Source organism: Pseudomonas fluvialis, from assembly GCF_002835605.1.
In the GTDB taxonomy this organism is placed as follows: domain Bacteria; phylum Pseudomonadota; class Gammaproteobacteria; order Pseudomonadales; family Pseudomonadaceae; genus Aquipseudomonas; species Aquipseudomonas fluvialis.
In genome coordinates this window covers 24765-40752 of the sequence record NZ_PIYS01000003.1, presented here as the reverse complement: position 1 = coordinate 40752, position 15988 = coordinate 24765, and the positions used below count along the sequence as shown (strand labels likewise).

19 protein-coding genes are annotated in these 15988 nt (G+C 67.0%); 2 read left to right on the top strand and 17 right to left on the bottom strand.

What is annotated here, in order from left to right:
* Nucleotides 1-24: 24 nt before the first annotated feature.
* From CW360_RS01985 to rnd, 3 genes are read right to left on the bottom strand one after another with little or no spacing between them, the layout of a single operon-like run.
* Entirely contained in the window at nucleotides 25-474 is a 450-nt protein-coding gene (locus tag CW360_RS01985; protein ID WP_093986889.1) for a YcgN family cysteine cluster protein, read from the bottom strand.
* A gap of 7 nt (nucleotides 475-481) precedes the next feature.
* Nucleotides 482-775, bottom strand: coding sequence for a YcgL domain-containing protein (locus CW360_RS01980; RefSeq protein ID WP_093986890.1), 294 nt, complete (start codon nucleotides 773-775; stop codon nucleotides 482-484).
* The gene (gene rnd / locus CW360_RS01975) at nucleotides 772-1914 is read right to left on the bottom strand and encodes a ribonuclease D (RefSeq protein ID WP_101192563.1); all 1143 of its coding nucleotides are present in this window, start codon (nucleotides 1912-1914) and stop codon (nucleotides 772-774) included. Before rnd ends, CW360_RS01980 begins: the two co-directional genes overlap by 4 nt.
* Nucleotides 1915-2022: 108 nt before the next feature.
* Between rnd and CW360_RS01970 the strand changes: the two genes are divergently transcribed.
* A complete protein-coding gene (locus CW360_RS01970) occupies nucleotides 2023-2877 on the top strand; it encodes a sulfurtransferase (RefSeq protein ID WP_101192562.1) in 855 nt (284 codons plus the stop codon).
* A complete protein-coding gene (locus CW360_RS01965; RefSeq protein ID WP_101192561.1) occupies nucleotides 2874-3506 on the top strand; it encodes a response regulator in 633 nt (210 codons plus the stop codon). Before CW360_RS01970 ends, CW360_RS01965 begins: the two co-directional genes overlap by 4 nt.
* Here CW360_RS01965 and CW360_RS01960 read toward each other — a convergent pair.
* The 14 genes from CW360_RS01960 to CW360_RS01895 form a co-directional block, all read right to left on the bottom strand.
* Nucleotides 3498-5108, bottom strand: coding sequence for a hybrid sensor histidine kinase/response regulator (locus tag CW360_RS01960; RefSeq protein WP_245874648.1), 1611 nt, complete (start codon nucleotides 5106-5108; stop codon nucleotides 3498-3500). The genes CW360_RS01965 and CW360_RS01960 overlap by 9 nt on opposite strands.
* A gap of 131 nt (nucleotides 5109-5239) precedes the next feature.
* Nucleotides 5240-5788: a glutathione peroxidase gene (locus tag CW360_RS01955; protein WP_093986895.1), complete on the bottom strand. Its 549-nt coding sequence runs from the start codon at nucleotides 5786-5788 to the stop codon at nucleotides 5240-5242.
* Nucleotides 5789-6553: a substrate-binding periplasmic protein gene (locus CW360_RS01950; RefSeq protein WP_101192559.1), complete on the bottom strand. Its 765-nt coding sequence runs from the start codon at nucleotides 6551-6553 to the stop codon at nucleotides 5789-5791.
* 49 nt (nucleotides 6554-6602) lie between these two features.
* A complete protein-coding gene (locus tag CW360_RS01945; RefSeq protein WP_101192558.1) occupies nucleotides 6603-7340 on the bottom strand; it encodes an adenosylcobinamide-GDP ribazoletransferase in 738 nt (245 codons plus the stop codon).
* A complete protein-coding gene (gene cobC / locus CW360_RS01940) occupies nucleotides 7340-7912 on the bottom strand; it encodes an alpha-ribazole phosphatase family protein (RefSeq protein ID WP_101192557.1) in 573 nt (190 codons plus the stop codon). The genes CW360_RS01945 and cobC overlap by 1 nt, the downstream gene beginning before the upstream one ends.
* Nucleotides 7909-8970: a nicotinate-nucleotide--dimethylbenzimidazole phosphoribosyltransferase gene (gene cobT, locus CW360_RS01935; protein WP_101192556.1), complete on the bottom strand. Its 1062-nt coding sequence runs from the start codon at nucleotides 8968-8970 to the stop codon at nucleotides 7909-7911. Before cobT ends, cobC begins: the two co-directional genes overlap by 4 nt.
* Nucleotides 8967-9494 carry a bifunctional adenosylcobinamide kinase/adenosylcobinamide-phosphate guanylyltransferase gene (gene cobU, locus CW360_RS01930; protein ID WP_093986900.1) on the bottom strand — a complete coding sequence of 176 codons (528 nt, stop codon included), beginning with the start codon at nucleotides 9492-9494 and terminating at the stop codon, nucleotides 8967-8969. Before cobU ends, cobT begins: the two co-directional genes overlap by 4 nt.
* Nucleotides 9495-9503: 9 nt before the next feature.
* Nucleotides 9504-10970 carry a cobyric acid synthase gene (locus CW360_RS01925; protein WP_101192555.1) on the bottom strand — a complete coding sequence of 489 codons (1467 nt, stop codon included), beginning with the start codon at nucleotides 10968-10970 and terminating at the stop codon, nucleotides 9504-9506.
* Nucleotides 10958-11968 carry a threonine-phosphate decarboxylase CobD gene (gene cobD, locus CW360_RS01920; RefSeq protein ID WP_101192554.1) on the bottom strand — a complete coding sequence of 337 codons (1011 nt, stop codon included), beginning with the start codon at nucleotides 11966-11968 and terminating at the stop codon, nucleotides 10958-10960. Before cobD ends, CW360_RS01925 begins: the two co-directional genes overlap by 13 nt.
* Nucleotides 11961-12866, bottom strand: a complete 906-nt coding sequence (gene cbiB / locus CW360_RS01915) for an adenosylcobinamide-phosphate synthase CbiB (protein ID WP_101192553.1) — start codon at nucleotides 12864-12866, stop codon at nucleotides 11961-11963. Before cbiB ends, cobD begins: the two co-directional genes overlap by 8 nt.
* Nucleotides 12863-13513 (bottom strand): 5,6-dimethylbenzimidazole synthase, encoded by a 651-nt coding sequence (gene bluB / locus CW360_RS01910; RefSeq protein WP_101192552.1) that lies wholly within the window; start codon nucleotides 13511-13513, stop codon nucleotides 12863-12865. Before bluB ends, cbiB begins: the two co-directional genes overlap by 4 nt.
* The gene (locus tag CW360_RS01905; protein WP_101192551.1) at nucleotides 13510-14799 is read right to left on the bottom strand and encodes a cobyrinic acid a,c-diamide synthase CobB; all 1290 of its coding nucleotides are present in this window, start codon (nucleotides 14797-14799) and stop codon (nucleotides 13510-13512) included. The genes bluB and CW360_RS01905 overlap by 4 nt, the downstream gene beginning before the upstream one ends.
* Nucleotides 14799-15410, bottom strand: a complete 612-nt coding sequence (gene cobO, locus CW360_RS01900) for a cob(I)yrinic acid a,c-diamide adenosyltransferase (RefSeq protein WP_101192550.1) — start codon at nucleotides 15408-15410, stop codon at nucleotides 14799-14801. The genes CW360_RS01905 and cobO overlap by 1 nt, the downstream gene beginning before the upstream one ends.
* Nucleotides 15410-15982, bottom strand: coding sequence for a hypothetical protein (locus CW360_RS01895; protein ID WP_101192549.1), 573 nt, complete (start codon nucleotides 15980-15982; stop codon nucleotides 15410-15412). The genes cobO and CW360_RS01895 overlap by 1 nt, the downstream gene beginning before the upstream one ends.
* Nucleotides 15983-15988 lie beyond the last annotated feature (6 nt).

Genomic DNA, 15988 nt, shown 5'->3' with positions numbered 1-15988 from the left:
AGCGCCGCGGTGTGCCGGAAACCCTCAGCCGGCGCGGAAAATCAGATGATCTTCCCAGTCGTCCTCGGCCACCTGGTTTTCGCTGAGCATACGACCGGCCTGGGAAATCCGCTGCTCATGCACCGCATTGCGATCACCGCAGACCAGATGGTGCCAGGGCGGCAGGTCGCTGCCGGCGGCTACCAGCCGATAGGCACAGGTTGGCGGCAGCCACTTGAACTGCTCGGCCTGCGCCGCATCGAGCTGGATGCAGTCGGGCACCTGGGCTCGCCGGTTGGCATAGTCGCTGCACCGGCAGCTGTCACGGTCGAGCAGTTTGCAGGCGATGCGCGTGTAGTAGACGCTGCCATCGTCCTCGTCTTCAAGCTTCTGCAGGCAGCACAGGCCGCAACCGTCGCACAGCGACTCCCACTCCTCGGCATCCAGTTGGGCGAGGCTCTTGCGTTTCCAGAAGGGTTCGACCTTGGCTGCCATGGCTACCTCAGAGTGGATCGTTCATGCGCAGCAGTTCATCGGGCAGGTGCTCGATGTACTCCTCTTCGGCCGGCGGCATTTGCAGGTGGAAGCCCTGCTTGTCGAGGTTTTCCAGCACCTTGTGGATGTCTTCGCGGGCCAGTTGACGCGCCTCGCTGAGCACCAGGTCAAAGGCGTGACGCGGCGTGCCGAAGGCCTGCAGCAGCGCTTCGGGAACGCGGCTGAGCGCCTCGGCCTTGAGCACGTAAAGATACATTTCGTTTTTGCGCGGGCTCTTGTAGATCGAGCAGATACGTTTCATGCCGAAGCTCCGGGGGTGGTCAGCGCGGTAATCCGGGCCAGCAAGGCAGCGCCCATGCGCTCGCGTCGCCAACCCTTGAGGCTGTCAGGCAGGTGATAAGGTCCGTGCGGAAAGCCGCTCTTGAGCAAGGCTTCGAGGACTTTCTTGCGCAACATCAGCTCGGGGGCCATGTCCAGCTGTTCGGCCTCCTGCTGGCCGACGCTGCGCAGTTTCTTCAGCAGGCCGCTGGCTTCCAGTGGCAGCGGCTCATCGAGCGGCTGCGGCCACTGCTCGGGCGGCAGGCTGGCCGCCTCGGCAATCAGGCGCAGCAGAGTCTCGCCATCCTGGCGCACGGTGCGTGGGTGCATGTCTTCGATACGCGCCAGGCTGACCCGGTCCTGCGGCTGCAGGCGCGCCAGGTGCCAGAGCGTGCCCTCACGGAGGATGCGATTGCGCGGCTGGTCACGCAGCCGGGCCTGCGTCTCGCGCCAGGCGCACAGGGCACGCAGCACGGCCAGTTGCTGGCGACTGAGTTTCCAGGCCAGCTTGACCTCGCGCCAGGCCTGTTGCGGGTCGCTGTCGCGCCCCAGGCTGTCGACCAGCTCGGCGCCATCCTCGAGCAGCCAGGCATGTTTTTCTGCGCTCAGGCGTGGCAGCAGTGCCTGATACAGTTCGGCCAGGTGCTGCACGTCTTCGGCGGCATAGCTGACCTGGGTTTCGCTGAGAGGGCGCTGCAGCCAGTCGGAGCGGGTTTCCCCCTTGGGTAGCTCCAGGCCAAACACCGCCTGTACCAGGCGCGAGTAGCCCATGGAAAACCCCAGGTTGAGGTAAGCAGCAGCCAGTTGGGTATCAAACAGCGGACGCGGCTGGCAGCCCAGCAGGCGCTGGAAGACTTCCAGATCCTCGCTGCAGGCATGCAGCACCTTGGTCACGCCACGGTCATCGAGCAGTGCGGCAAGCGGCGTCCAGTCGTCGATGCACAATGGATCGATCAGCCAGGCACCCTCCCCGGTGCTGGCCTGTAGCAAACCGGCAATCGGATAAAAGGTATCGACCCGCATGAATTCGGTATCCAGCGCCACGAACGGCTGCTGCCGCCAGGCCTGGCATTGCTGTGCCAGCTCGGCATTGTCTCGTATCCAGTGAATGGTGATGGCCACGCAGCTCTCCTGTGCAAGGCTGGCAGTATAAACGAGCTGCCGCCAGCAAGCTGCCATACGGCTGATAAAGCGCTTATGATTCGGGCACTTGCCTGTCTGGAGTGTGTCATGTCGCTTGCCCGCCTGATGGATCCGCTCACCCTTAACGACCAGTTGCACGACCCGCAACTGGTCCTGCTGGACTGCCGCTTTGCCCTGGACGATGCCGACTACGGCCTGCTCAGCTATCGCGCCGGGCATATTGCCCAGGCACGCTTCGTCGACATCGGCCGTCAGCTCAGCGCCGCTCATCGTCCGGGGCAGACCGGCCGCCATCCCCTGCCAACCCCGCAGGCGCTGCAAGACTGCCTGTGCCAGCTGGGTATCAACGATGACAGCACGGTGGTGCTCTACGACGACAACAGCAATGCCTTTGCCGCACGGGCCTGGTGGATACTCGCCTGGCTGGGCAAGCGTGACGGCCTCTACCTGCTCGACGGCGGACTGGCCGCCTGGCAAGCCGCCGGGTTGCCGCTCAGCCAGGCGGAGCCGGCAATCAACCCCGGGCAGTTCCAGGCGCGTGCCGAGGCGAGCCTGCTGGTCAGCGCCGAGCAACTGCTGGCCCGCCTGGACGATCCCCAGCTGACCCTGCTCGATGCCCGCGCCCCGGCACGCTTCACTGGTGCACAGGAGCCCATCGACCCGCGCGGCGGGCACATTCCCGGCGCACAGTGCGCGCCCTTTGCGGAAAACCTGCAGGCTGATGGCCGTTTCCTGCCTAGCGAAGCCCTGCGTAGCCGTTTTGCTGCGCTGTTGGGTACGCGTCCGCCTGCCGCCGCGGTGGCCTACTGTGGCTCGGGAATTACCGCCTGCCACAACCTGTTCGCCCTGTGCCTGGCTGGCTATCCGCTGCTGCCGTTGTATGCCGGCTCGTGGAGCGAATGGATCACCGATCCGCAACGTCCCGTGGCGACCGGCGCATGAGCCTGCTGCATCTGCAACTGCCCGACCAGCTGCGCCTGCTGCTGGTCGATGACCACCGGCTGTTTCTCGAAGGCCTGGCGCTGGTGTTGCAGCCACTCAGCCGCGCCGTGCACATCGACCTGGCCGATAGTGCGGCGGCGGCCGACCAACTGCGTCGCCAGCATGACTACGACCTGATCCTCCTCGACTTGCGCCTGCCGGATCGCTCGGGGCTGCAACTGTTGCGCGACTGGCAACAGGCCGGCAACCCGACCCCGGTGGCGGTACTCAGTGCCAGCGAAAGCCCCGCCGACATGCAGGCGGCACTGCAGGCCGGGGCGCTCGGTTTCATTGCCAAGAGCAGTGATGCACAGAGCCTGCGTAGCGCCATCAGCCGTCTGCTGCTTGGCGAGTGTCTGCCGCTGCCGTTGCCACTGGCTGGCAACCCGCCGGCCGGCAGCCTGACGCCACGCCAGCAGGAAATCCTCCTGCTGCTGGCCGAAGGCCTGCCCAACAAAAGCATCAGTCGCCAGCTGCAGTTGTCCGAGGACACCGTGAAGACCCACCTCAAGGCGTTGTTCCAGCACCTGGGCGTGCATACCCGTACCGCCTGCGTCAGCGTGGCGCGCCAGCGCGGTCTATTAGGCTGAGCGCAGCAGGCCGCTGAACAGCACCTGACGCAGACGCGCCGGCAGGATCGGCTTGGCCAGCAGGCTGACATGCGCCGGCGCACAACGTTCCTGCAGTTCGGCGCTGCTCTCGGCACTCACCAGCAGGGCCGGCAGCATGCGCCCGGCCTGCTCGCGTAGTCGCTCGATGGCCTGCAGGCCATTGCATTCGTCCTGCAGGCGGTAATCACTGATCAGCAACTGTACCGGCTGGCTGGCCAGGGCCCGGCGCGCCTCGGCCAGGTTGGCACAGGCCTGCACCTGGCAGCCCCAGCGTTGCAGCAGGCCGGCCAGGGCTTCGCGGCTGGCCGCATCGTCTTCCAGCAGCAGCACCTGCATGGGCAACTGGCCGGGCTGGCTGTTGCCGGTTTCCGGACTGCGCGCGGCCACCCTGGGCAGACGCAACTGATAGCGCACCCCCTGACCGGGAGCACTGCTGACCTGCAAGGCATGTTCCAGCTGGCTGGCCAACTGGCGCACGATGGCCAGTCCGAGCCCCAGACCGGCGCTGCTGCGTAGCGGCTGCCCAGCCTCCTCCAGCAAGCCGCGGCCATCATCACCGAGCTCCAGACATAGCTGTTGCTGCTCTTCACGCACGCTGATCCAGATGCGTCGCGCCTGGGCATGTAGCCAGGCATTGACCAGCAGGTTGCGCAACAGCCGCTCCAGGCGCACCGGGTCGCTGCGCACCCAGTAGTCGAGTGGGCAGTCGAGCTGCAGCTCGGCAGCCTCCTGCTGCTCACGGGTAATCACCTTGAGTTCATCCATCAGGCGTGCCAGCAGCGGTTGCAGCTGCACATCCTGCCATTGCGGGCTGCCACCTTCCGGCAAGCTCATGCGTGTGTAGTCGAGCAGCGACTGCAGCATGCGTCCCAGTTGCTCGGCCGACACCGCCAGGCGCTGGCTGATCTGCCGGGTCTGCGCATCGCTGGCCTGCTCCTGCAAATGGCGGGCATACAGGCCCATGGCGTTGAGCGGCTGGCGCAGGTCATGGCTGGCCGCGGCCAGCAGGCGCTGGGTGCGTTGATCAGCCTGCTCGGCACGCACGCGCGCCAGGCTCAGCAACTGTTGATCGAGCCAGGCCTGGCGCTGGCCACGCTCCTGCTGCCAGCTGCCGATACTGCCGATCACCGCCGCACAGAGCAGAAACTGGCTTTCGTAATACAGCTCGGCCTGAGCGCCACGCAACCAGAGCATCAGCAACACATAGCTCAGGCAGACCAGCCAGGCGCTGGCAATCAGATTGCGACTGGACAAGCCGGTGAGCAGGAAGGCAAACAGCAACACCAGAAACAGACCGTCGTAACGCATGGCCAGATCATTCAGATAACACCAGCCGATGAAGGCCACCACCACCAGGGCATTGCCGAGGAAAGCCAGGAAGTAAAGGTGCAGGGCCAGTGGCGGTGGCAACCCTGGATGACGACAGAGCGGCCAGGCCAAGGCCAGCAACAACAGGCCAAACCCACGCAGGAACAGGCTGCCCTCGAAAATCTCGGCCGGTAGCAGCCAGGCATCGAGGAGCATGAAACACAGCTGGAAGAGCGCCGCGGTACTGATGATCAGCCCCAGGCGACGGCGCATGCGCGCCACCCGCCAAAGGCCGAAAGCCTGCTCCAGCGGCTCGACAAAACGCAGCCGCCAACCACCGGTATGCCGCGCCGCCAGCAGCAGACGCTCGTCGTCACAGGCCGGCGGCAGGTTTGATGTGGCGTTCAGGGCTGGCTGTCCAGTGCACGGCGCAAGGCCTCGCGCAGACGCGGGTCATCCGGCGCGGTCTTGCTGTTGAAGGCCGCCACGACCTGGCCCTGGCGATCCACCACGTATTTGTAGAAGTTCCATTTCGGCGCCGTGCCACTCTGCTCGGCCAGTTGCCGGAACAGCGGCGTGGCCTGGCTGCCACGCACCGACTGCGGCTGGCTCATGCTGAAGGTCACCCCGTAGTTGACGTAGCAGACCGTGGCGGTTTCTTCCTGGTCATTGGCCTCCTGGAAGAAGTCATCGGAAGGCACGCCCAGCACTTCCAGGCCTTCGCCGCGAAACTCCTGGTACAAGGCCTCCAGCCCCTTGAACTGGCTGGTAAAGCCACAGTGGCTGGCGGTGTTGACCACCAGCAGGGCCTTGCCGGTGAACTGGCAGAGATCGAGGGTTTCCTGGGAGCGCAACTTGGGCAATTGCTGCTGCAGCAGTGGCGGGCATTCGGCAGCCTGCAGGGAACCCCAGGCCAGGCACAGCAGCCCGGCAACACAGCGTAGTCGTTTCATCTAGTGATCCTCGGGTAACGGGACAGGTTCGCTCAGGCCATGACGCTGCAATAGGGTGGCATAGCTGCCATCCACGCGCATAGCGGCCAACGCCTGGTTGAACGCGGCGATGATCTGCCGATGCTGTGGATGCTTGCGACTGGCCAGCAGGAACAGCGGTTTCTCGCTCAGCGTGCCCGGGACGAAGGCCAGGTTTGCGGCCTGTTCACGCAGCTCGCCAGCCAGGTGGAGACGCGCCACCCATTCGTCCTCGACCGCCAGGTCGACGCGCCCGGCCAGGAGCATGCGTAAACCAGTGGGGAAGTCGCGTACGGCAACACGCTGCAACGCCGGATGCTCGTCAAATGCCGCGCCATAGCTGTAGCCACGCACCACGGCAATCCGATAGGGGCGCAAGTCATCCAGGCTACTGAAGCGTACTGTCTCGCCCTGGCGTTGTAGCAGACGCAGGCGATTGTCCAGCACCGCATCGCTGAACAGGCCGAAGCTTTCACGCTCGAGCGAATGCCAGGCGCCGACCAGGATGTCGTATTCGCCCAGTCGCACACCACGCAGCGCGCGAGCCCAGGGCAGCTCGGTGTAGCGTATTGAATAACCGGCACGCTGCAAGGCTTCGCGACTCAGCTGAACCATCAGCCCGTCACCCGGCAGACGCTGGTCATTGAACGGCGGCCAACGATCAGCCACCAGATGCAGTACGGTTTGCTCGGCACGCAGTCCATCGCTCACCGCCAGCAGCCACAGGATCAGTAGAAGACGCCGCATAGCAGGCTTCCTGGGAAGATTCCCCCAGCAGTCTAGCAGGGGTGCCCGGCTAGCCAAGGGCCAGGGCCAGGGCCAGCAGAATGGCCAGCTCGGCCAGCTCCACCAGCGCCCCGGCACAATCCCCCGTGCAACCGCCCAGACGCTGCAGCATGGCGCGGCGTGCCAGGTAGAAACAGCCCAGCGCAGCCAGCAGGGCATACACGCCCGCCCAGCCGAACAACAGGCATAGGCCGGCCTGCACAGCCAGCAGGTAAGGCACCGTCTGGCGCGGCAAATGCCGGCTAAGCGCAGCACCCAGGCCTTCCGCTCGCACATAGGGCGTGCAATAGAACAGCAAGGGCAGCAGGCTGCGCGCCAGCCAGACCGCCAGCAGCACGGCCACGCCCTGCCCGGCCGGCAGCAATACACTCAGCGCGGCGCACTTCAGCAACAGCAACAGGCACAGCGCCACGACAGCCATCGGGCCGCAACGCGGGTCCTTCATGATCGCCAGGGTGCGTTCGCGCTCGCCGTAGCCGCCCACCCAGGCATCCACGCAGTCGCCCAGACCATCCAGGTGCAGGGCACCGCTGAGCAGCACCCAGAGGCTGAGCAGCAACGCGGCGCCCAGCAACGCCGGGGTATCGGCCAGGCCCAGGCTGGCCAGCCACAACAGGCCGCCGAGCAGGCCACCCACCAGCGGGTAATACAACAAGGAACGCCCCTGCTCATCAGGCGGCGGCATGCCCGGCAGGCTCACCGGCAAGCGGGTGAGAAACTGCAGGGCAATCAGCAGGGGCAGCGGCATCAGGCCTGTTCCAGGTTCAGTGCGGCATCCACACGCAGGCTGTGCAGTGCGCCGTAGCCGACTTCCACCTGCATCAGCTGAGCCTGCGGCAACCCCTGCAGGCGGGCCAGCAGCAGGCGCATCACCCCGCCATGGGTAATCAGCAGCACACGTTGTCCGGCCAGTTCGTCAGCCAGGCGGGTAACCGCCGTTTCGACACGCTGGATGAAGGCCGGCAGCGCCTCGGCCTGCGGCGGCGTGTAGTGCAGCGGGTCGTTCCAGAAGCCTTCCAGGCCCTTGGGATCTTCCAGGAGGATCTGCGCGGCATTACGCCCTTCCCACTCGCCAAAGCAGATTTCCCGCAGATCCTCCTCGATACGCAGCGGTACGCCGAGGCGTTCCGCCAGCTCACTGGCAAAGGCCTGGCAGCGGCTCAGCGGCGAGCTGATCAGCAGATCCCAGGGGCCGCCTTCGGCCACTGCGGCACGCATCTGCTGCAGGCCGCGTTCACTCAGTGGGGTGTCGGTACTGCCGATGAAGCCCGGGCCGGCCTGGGTTTCGCCATGGCGCAATAGATCAAGGTGCAAGGTCATGGGTGGTCGCCCTCCGCGACGTTAGCTTCAGAAAAAGTGGCCATTCCGGCGTGCAGCTCGCACGCCAGACGAACCAGCGGTAAGGCCAGGGCCGCCCCGCTGCCCTCGCCCAGGCGCAGGCCCAGGTCGAGCAGTGGCTGTGCCTGCAGCGCCTGCACCGGCACGGCATGGCCGCGCTCGGCACTGGCATGGGCAAACAACAACCAGGGACGGCAGGCCGGATTGAGTTGCACCGCGCAGTAAGCGGCGGCGGTGCAGATAAAACCATCGACCAGCGCGGCGATGCCCTGCTGGGCGCAGGCCAGGTAGGCACCGGCCATGGCGGCGATTTCTAGGCCGCCGAGGCGGCGCAGTACCTCGAAGGGCTCGCCCAGGGCCGGTCGGTGCAAGGCCAGGGCACGCTCGATGACCGCCTGTTTATGGCTCATCCCCTGGGCATCCAGGCCGGTACCGCGTCCGGTCAACTCGGCCACCGGCCAGCCACCCAAGGCGCACAGCAGCGCGGTGGCCGAGGTGGTGTTGGCAATGCCCATTTCACCGGCCAGGAACAGATCACAGCCCGCCTCAGCAGCACGCTGTACGGCATCCCGCCCGGCCTGCAGGGCGGCCTGGCATTGCTCCACGCGCATTGCCGGCCCTTCGCAGAAATTCGCCGTGCCGGCGCCCAGGCGCAGATGACGCACGCCGGGCAGTTGCAGGTCTTCCTGCACGGTGCCCAGATCGATCAGTTCAATGGGCATGCCCTGGGCACGCGCCAGCACACTGACCGCCGCGCCGCCTGCCACGAAGTTGTGCAGCATCTGCACGGTCACGGCCTGGGGAAACAACGAGACGCCTTCGGCCGCCACGCCGTGGTCGGCGGCAAACAGGTACAAGCGCGGGCGGGCTACCCAGGGCCGCTCGCGGCGCTGCAGACCGGCCAACTGGATGGCCAGGCTTTCCAGTTGACCGAGCGAGCCGGCCGGTTTGGTCAGCTGCGCCTGGCGGGCACGCGCGGCGTTGCTCATCGCCTCATCAGGGGCCAGGCAAGCGGCCTGCCACCAGGGTTGTGTGCTCATCCGGCTACTCCGTTGTCTTTCAGGATCATGGGCAGACCGGCCACGGTCAGGGTGACCCGCTGGCAACGTGCCGCCAGCGCCTGGTGCAGCCAGCCGGCTTCGTCGACATAGCGACGCGTCAGCTCGCCCAGCGGCACCACGCCCAGGCCGGTTTCATTGCTGACCAGGATCAGCCGTCCCGGCAACTGTTCCAGGCAGTCGAGCAGCGCCTGGCGCTCACGCGCCAGGGCCTGGCTGTCCTCGGCCAGCAGCAGGTTGGTCAGCCACAGGGTCAGGCAGTCGACCAGCAGGCAACGCTGCGCAGCCGCTTCTTCACGCAGTACCGCGGCCAGGGCCAGCGGCTCCTCGCGCAGCCGCCAGTGCGCCGGACGCTGCTGGCGGTGATGGGCGATGCGTGCGGCCATTTCTTCATCCAGGGCCTGGCTGGTGGCGACGTACACCACCTCCAGACCGCTGTCGCTGGCGCGTTGTTCGGCCAGGCGACTCTTTCCGGAGCGTGCGCCACCGAGGATCAGTTCAATCATGCCGGCTACTCATGGCTGCGGGCTCATGCCACATAATTCACGCAACAGACGGGTATCCAGATGCGCCTCAATCAGGTCGGCGAGACGCTCGATGTCCTGTTCGCGGCGCGCATGGTAATCCACCTGCACCACCTCGCGCAGCCCGGCCCAGCGCAATAGCGCCGCACAGGCCTCGGGCTGCTCGAACAGGCCATGCAGGTAGGTGGCGATGATCTGCCCGTCGGCACCGCGTGCGCCGTCCGTACGCGCGTCGTCCAGGCGTACCGCCGGCTGTGCCAGCGCCGCCCCCTGGCTGACCCCGGCATGGATCTCGTAACCCGTCACGGTCGCCCCCTCCGGCAGCAAACAGCCACTGACCCGTCGCAACTGCTTGTCAGCCTGCAATTCGCTGGACAGCTCCAGCAGGCCCAGGCCGGGGCTGCTGCCCGGCGCGCCTTCCAGGCCAAGCGGATCATCGATGCGCTGGCCAAGCATCTGCAGACCGCCGCAGATGCCCAGCAGCTTGCCGCCATAGCGCAGGTGGCGCAGCAGGGCCTGATCCCAGCCCTGCGCACGCAGGCTGGCCAGGTCGGCGCGCACGCTTTTCGAGCCCGGCAGGATGATCAGGTCGGCCGCCGGCATGGCCTGGCCGGGCCCGACGAACTGCAGGTCGACCTGCGGGTGCAGGCGCAACGGGTCGAAATCGGTGTGGTTGCTGATACGCGGCAGCACCGGCACGCAGACCCGCAGGCGCTGCATCTCAGCCGCCACCTCCTGACGCGTCTGGATGGCGTCCTCGGCCTCAAGATGCAGGTCATGTACATAGGGCAGCACGCCCAGCACCGGTTTGCCGGTGCGCTGCTCCAGCCAGTCCAGGCCAGGTTGTAACAAGGCCAGGTCACCGCGGAAGCGATTGATCACGAAGCCGCGCACGCGGGCCTGTTCGCTGGGCGAGAGCAACGCCAGGGTGCCGACCAGATGGGCGAATACCCCGCCACGGTCGATATCGGCGATCAGCAACACCGGGCAATCCACCGCCTCGGCAAAGCCCATGTTGGCGATATCGCCTTCGCGCAGGTTGATCTCCGCCGGCGAGCCGGCGCCCTCCACCAGCAGCAGCGAGTACTGCGCCTGCAGGCGCCGGCAGGATTGCAGCACCGCCTCGCGCGCGGTCTGCTTGTAGTGGTGGTAATCCAGCGCCTGCATAGTGCCGATGGCCCGGCCCTGGATGATCACCTGGGCGCCGGTGTCGCTGTTGGGCTTGAGCAGCACGGGATTCATGTCGCTGTGCGGGGCCAGCCCGGCCGCTTGCGCCTGCACCGCCTGAGCGCGGCCGATCTCGCCCTGGTCGATGGTCACCGCGCTGTTCAGCGCCATGTTCTGCGGCTTGAAGGGGGCCACGGCAAGCCCCTGGCGGCGCGCCCAACGGCACAAGGCCGTCACCAGGGTGCTCTTGCCCGCATCGGAGGTGGTGCCCTGCACCATCAGCAACGCCATAGCGGTATCCCCTTCCAGTCATGGAGTGCCTGGGCCAGGCGCTGCCAGCCCGCTTCGTCGCCGGGCAGGCCCAGGCGTAGTGCCGGCAGCTCGCTGAACAGCCGGGTAAGAATGGCCCGTTCAGCCAGGTAGGCATGCAACGCGACGGCCTCGGCGTGCGGTACCAGGCGAAACGGCACCGCCTCACCCCAGGCCGGCAGACCACAGTCGGCCAGCAGGCGCGCCAGGCGCTCGCCGTCTTCGAGCAGGCGCTGGCGCTGGCGCGCCTGCCCCGGGTAGTCAGTCAGCAGCGCCCGGCCCATGGCGCGGGCCGGGCCACTCACCGCCCAGGGTCCCAGGCGCTGCGCCAAGCGCTCCAGCAGCGCGGCCTCACCCAGCACAAAGCCCAGCCGAGCACCGGCCATACCGAAGAACTTGCCGAACGAGCGCAGCACGATCAGCCCAGGACGCGGGCAGGCACTGGCCAGGCTGAAGGCCGGCGCGCAGTCGATGAACGCCTCGTCAACCACCAGCCAGCCACTACGTTCTGCCAGTTGCGCGTGCCAGTCGAGCAGGCGCTGTGGCTCAAGGCGCTGCCCGGTGGGGTTGTTGGGGTTGACCAGCAACAGCACATCGCACTGTGCCAACTGGCGTTCCATGCCCTGCACGGAGAGCCCGCGCACCCGGTGCCCGGCTGTCCGCCAGGCCCGTGCATGTTCGGCATAGCTGGGGCTGAGCACCCCGACCAGGCCCGCTGCGCGCAGCTGCGGCAACACCTGCAGGGCCGCCTGCGAACCGGCCACGGCAAGCAGCTGGGCACAGCCGTAGTAGTCGCGGGCCGCGGCTTCCAGGCCATCGTCGGCTTCCGGCAGGCGCTGCCAGGCACTCGCCGGCAGTTCGGGAAGCGCCAGGGTGTAGGGCGCGATGCCGGTGGACAGGTCCAGCCAGCGCGCTTCGGCGATGCCGTAGTGACGTGCCGCCCGGCGCAGCTGGCCGCCGTGTTCCAGCCATTCAGACATAGGCATATCCCAGAACGATCAGCAGCAGCCAGAACAGGCAGGTGGCCACGACCAGATTGTTGCAGCGTTCGATATCACGCGCCCGTGGGGCCTGTCCCTCGCCCAGCAGCGGGCGCATCTGCCATACCCCGTGATAACGCGCCGGACCACCCAGCGCCAGGTTCAGCGCGCCGGCGCCGGCCGCCATCACCGGCCCGGCATTCGGGCTGTCATGCTCGCCCGCCTGCAGCTGCCAGCAGCGCAGCGCCCGCCAGGTATTGCCGAGCAAGGCATAACTGAACGCCACCAGGCGCGCCGGCAGGTAGTTGAGCAGGTCGTCAATACGCGCCGCGGCCCAGCCGAAGCGCTCCAGCTCGGCGGTGCGGTAGCCCCACATGGCATCCAGGGTATTGGCCAGGCGATACAGCACAGCCCCCGGAGCGCCGAACAGGCAGAACCAGAACAGCGTGGCAAACAGGGCATCGTTGCCGTTTTCCAGCACCGACTCGCAGGCCGCGCGGGCCACACCCTGCTCATCCAGGCAAGCCGTATCGCGACTGACCATGCGCGCCACCGCCGCACGGGCTGCCGTCAGGTCGCCGAGGCGCAAGGCGCTGGCCACCGCCTGGCCATGTTCCAGCAGGCTGCGCTGGCCAATCGCCAGGTACAGCAGGAAAATTTCCAGCCAGACGCCGATGACCGGCAGCTGCACCAGCCCCGCGCTGGCCAGAGTCAGCGGCAGCACCGCCAGCGCCCAGGCGCTTACCCCATGGCTACGCCAGCCCGCCCCGCCCGGATTGAAGCGCTGCTGCAGGCGCTCCGCGAGGCGCCCGAAGGCCACCAGCGGATGTGCGCGACGCGGCTCGCCCAAGCACAGATCGACAGCCAGCGCGGCCAGCAGCAGCCAGGCGCTGCTCATCCGCTGACACCCCAGTGGTCAGTGAACAGCAGCTCGTGCAGCGGACGCGGTTCAATCCAGCCCTGCTCGACCAGCATGGGCTGCGCATAAAAGGCCGGCACCGGCCCCAGGCAGAGAATCGCCACCGCCTTGGCACCGGGCGGCAGGCCGAGCAGCTCAGCCACTGCCTGCGGATCGAACAGCGACACCCAACCCAGGCCCAGCCCCTCGACCCGCGCCGCCAGCCAGAGGTTCTGGATGGCACAGGCCAGCGAGGCCAGGTCCATCTCCGGCAGGGTACGGCGCCCAAACACATGCGCCTCGCGCCCCTCCATGAGCGCCGCGACCAGCAACTCGGCACACTCGTTGATGCCTTCGACCTTCAGCTGCATGAATGCGTTGCCGCGCTCGCCGAGCGCCTCGGCGGTGCGCAGCCGTTCTTCCTCGACCAGCTCGCCGAGGCGCTGGCGCAGGGTCGGCTGGGTAATGCGGATAAACCGCCAGGGCTGCATCAGGCCGACACTCGGTGCGCAGTGCGCGGCCTGCAGCAGACGCTGCAGTTGCTCGTCACTCAGCGTGCCGGGGCTGAAGTGGCGCATGTCACGCCGCTCGGCAATGGCCCGATAGACGGCCGCCTGCTCTGCGGCAGAAAAGGCGTGGGGATTCATGGCAAAAACAGCTCCGCTGCCGCCGCAGGATTACTCGGCAGGTACAGGTGGATATAGCTGGCCGTGAGGCGTCCCAGGCGATAGACCGCCTCGCTGGTGCGCCGGTAGTTGGGGCACTCGCCCCGGGCCAGGGCGGGCAGCGTGCAGTGCAGCTGCGAGTGGTGATAAGTATGCCCGCGTAAACGTCCGCCGGGCAGTGCGACTTCCTGCAGGGCCAGCGCCACCAGGCGCTCCTGCATCTGCGCCTGGCCCGGCAACAGGCCAAGCAGGCTGGCCGCCCGGCCCTGTCGGTCACTCAGTTGCTCCAGGCAATAGAGCATGCCACCACACTCGGCGAGGATCGGTTTGCCGGCGGCGTGATGCTGACGAATCGCCTGCAGCATCGGCTGGTTGTCGGCCAGCGCCTGCAGGTGCAGCTCCGGATAGCCACCCGGCAGGTACAAACTGTCCACCGCCGGCAATTGCCGGTCATGCAGCGGGGAAAAGAAGCTCAGTTCGGCGCCCATACCACGCAGCAGATCGAGATTGGCCTGGTAGACAAAGGCAAAGCTGGCGTCACGGGCGACCCCGATGCGCAGCCCCGCCAGGCTTGCCGGCAACGCCGCAGGCGGTTCGCCATGAAACTCCAGCGCCGCCGGCAACTGCGCGCCGGCACTGGCCAGCAGCGCGTCGGCGGCCGCATCCAGACGGGCATCCAGATCAGCCAGCTCCTCGGCCTGTACCAGGCCGAGGTGGCGGCTGGGCAAGGCGAAGGCCGCTTCACGGGGCAGCGCGCCATACCAGGCCAGCCCGGCCGGCAGGCTGTCACGCAGGATCTCGCCGTGGCGTAGGCTGCCCACGCGGTTGGCCAACACCCCGGCAAACGGCAGGCCCGCCTGGTAGCTGGCCAAGCCGTGGGCCATGGCCCCAAAGGTTTGCGCCATGCCACTGCCATCGATAACCGCCAGTACCGGCACGCCAAATTCACGGGCCAGGTCGGCCGCCGAAGGCTGGCCATCGAACAGCCCCATCACCCCTTCGATGAGGATCAGGTCGGCTTCGCCGGCCGCTTCCCAGAGCAAGCGGCGCGAGGCCGCGTGGCCAACCATCCACAGGTCCAGCTGGTACACCGGCGCAGCACTGGCGCGGGCGAGGATCATCGGGTCGAGAAAATCCGGGCCGCACTTGAACACCCGCACCCGACGCCCCTGGCGTACATGCAGGCGCGCCAGGGCGGCAGTCAGGGTGGTCTTGCCCTGCCCCGAAGCCGGGGCCGCGACCAGCAGCGCCGGGCAATGGCGGGCCATCAGTACTCCACCCCGCGTTGCGCCTTCACCCCGGCCTTGAAGGCATGCTTGACCAGGCCCATCTCGGTGACCGTATCGGCCGCCTCGATCAGCTCCGCCGGCGCCCCGCGCCCGGTCACCACCACATGCTGGTGCAACGGGCGCGCCTGGATATCGGCAAGCACCTCGTCCAGTGCCAGATAGCCGTACTTGAGCGCGATGTTCAGCTCGTCGAGCACTACCAGGGCAAGCGTCTCGTCACTCAGCAGCTCGCGGGCCACCGCCCAGGCTTCAGCGGCCTTGGCCATGTCGCGCTGGCGGTCCTGGGTTTCCCAGGTAAAGCCCTCGCCCATCACGTGGTAGCGCACCTGCTCGGGGAATTGCCGGAAGAAGGCCTCCTCACCGGTACTGGCCGCCCCCTTGATGAACTGCACCACGGCGCCACGCAGGCCATGCCCGAGGGTACGCGCCAGCATGCCGAAGGCGGCACTGCTCTTGCCCTTGCCGTTGCCGCTGTGTACCAACAACAAGCCGTACTCGTCCTGGGCTTCGGCGATACGCTGATCGATCAGCGCTTTCTTACGTTGCATGCGCGCCTGGTGGCGGGCATCGCGGGCGGTCTGCTCGCTCATCACAGCCACCGCTGCTGACGTGAGGCCAGGGCCAGGCCCTGGCGCAGGCTGTAAAGCACCGCGGCCAAGCATACATAGAAGCTCATCGCCGCCAGTGAGCGCGGATAGTACTCGGCAATGCGTGGCAGCCAGTTGGCCAGACTGGCATCGGCAAAATGCCCGGAGAAGAAGTAGAAGCCGCCGCTGGACAACAGATGGCAGACCAGTGAAGCACCCAGCACACAGCACAGCAGACGCCACAGCGCACTGGCCTGGCAGGCATGCCCGCGCGCATACAGGCGCCCGCCCAGCCACAGGCTGGCATAGGCTGGCAGCAGCAGCCAGTAGGCCGGGGTCAGGCACCAGTCACTGACCGCCCCCTGGCTGAACAGGCCAAAGTCCATGGCCACTGCGCCGGCAAACAGACCGGCAAAGGCCAGCGGCGAAGCCAGCAAGGCCCCGCCAACGAAGTACACCGCCCAGGACGCACTGGGCAGGTTGAGTGTGGCGAAATGCTGACCACGGGTGAGCAGCAGCAGGCACAGCAGGATCAGGCCAACCAGCCATTGCTGGCGCGGGGTTGCAAGGGGCATGGAAAT

What these genes read in the sequence shown, in the direction of transcription:
- cbiB (WP_101192553.1), bottom strand. Translation starts at nt 12,866, where the DNA reads ATGAGCAGCGCCTGGCTGCTGCTGGCCGCGCTGGCTGTCGATCTGTGC.
- CW360_RS01925 (WP_101192555.1), bottom strand. Translation starts at nt 10,970, where the DNA reads ATGGCGTTGCTGATGGTGCAGGGCACCACCTCCGATGCGGGCAAGAGC.
- CW360_RS01970 (WP_101192562.1), top strand. Translation starts at nt 2,023, where the DNA reads ATGTCGCTTGCCCGCCTGATGGATCCGCTCACCCTTAACGACCAGTTG.
- CW360_RS01985 (WP_093986889.1), bottom strand. Translation starts at nt 474, where the DNA reads ATGGCAGCCAAGGTCGAACCCTTCTGGAAACGCAAGAGCCTCGCCCAA.
- CW360_RS01955 (WP_093986895.1), bottom strand. Translation starts at nt 5,788, where the DNA reads ATGAAACGACTACGCTGTGTTGCCGGGCTGCTGTGCCTGGCCTGGGGT.
- cobC (WP_101192557.1), bottom strand. Translation starts at nt 7,912, where the DNA reads ATGACCTTGCACCTTGATCTATTGCGCCATGGCGAAACCCAGGCCGGC.
- cobD (WP_101192554.1), bottom strand. Translation starts at nt 11,968, where the DNA reads ATGTCTGAATGGCTGGAACACGGCGGCCAGCTGCGCCGGGCGGCACGT.
- CW360_RS01960 (WP_245874648.1), bottom strand. Translation starts at nt 5,108, where the DNA reads ATGCGCCGTCGCCTGGGGCTGATCATCAGTACCGCGGCGCTCTTCCAG.
- CW360_RS01965 (WP_101192561.1), top strand. Translation starts at nt 2,874, where the DNA reads ATGAGCCTGCTGCATCTGCAACTGCCCGACCAGCTGCGCCTGCTGCTG.
- bluB (WP_101192552.1), bottom strand. Translation starts at nt 13,513, where the DNA reads ATGAATCCCCACGCCTTTTCTGCCGCAGAGCAGGCGGCCGTCTATCGG.
- CW360_RS01895 (WP_101192549.1), bottom strand. Translation starts at nt 15,982, where the DNA reads ATGCCCCTTGCAACCCCGCGCCAGCAATGGCTGGTTGGCCTGATCCTG.
- cobT (WP_101192556.1), bottom strand. Translation starts at nt 8,970, where the DNA reads ATGAGCACACAACCCTGGTGGCAGGCCGCTTGCCTGGCCCCTGATGAG.
- cobU (WP_093986900.1), bottom strand. Translation starts at nt 9,494, where the DNA reads ATGATTGAACTGATCCTCGGTGGCGCACGCTCCGGAAAGAGTCGCCTG.
- CW360_RS01980 (WP_093986890.1), bottom strand. Translation starts at nt 775, where the DNA reads ATGAAACGTATCTGCTCGATCTACAAGAGCCCGCGCAAAAACGAAATG.
- cobO (WP_101192550.1), bottom strand. Translation starts at nt 15,410, where the DNA reads ATGAGCGAGCAGACCGCCCGCGATGCCCGCCACCAGGCGCGCATGCAA.
- CW360_RS01945 (WP_101192558.1), bottom strand. Translation starts at nt 7,340, where the DNA reads ATGCCGCTGCCCCTGCTGATTGCCCTGCAGTTTCTCACCCGCTTGCCG.
- CW360_RS01905 (WP_101192551.1), bottom strand. Translation starts at nt 14,799, where the DNA reads ATGGCCCGCCATTGCCCGGCGCTGCTGGTCGCGGCCCCGGCTTCGGGG.
- CW360_RS01950 (WP_101192559.1), bottom strand. Translation starts at nt 6,553, where the DNA reads ATGCGGCGTCTTCTACTGATCCTGTGGCTGCTGGCGGTGAGCGATGGA.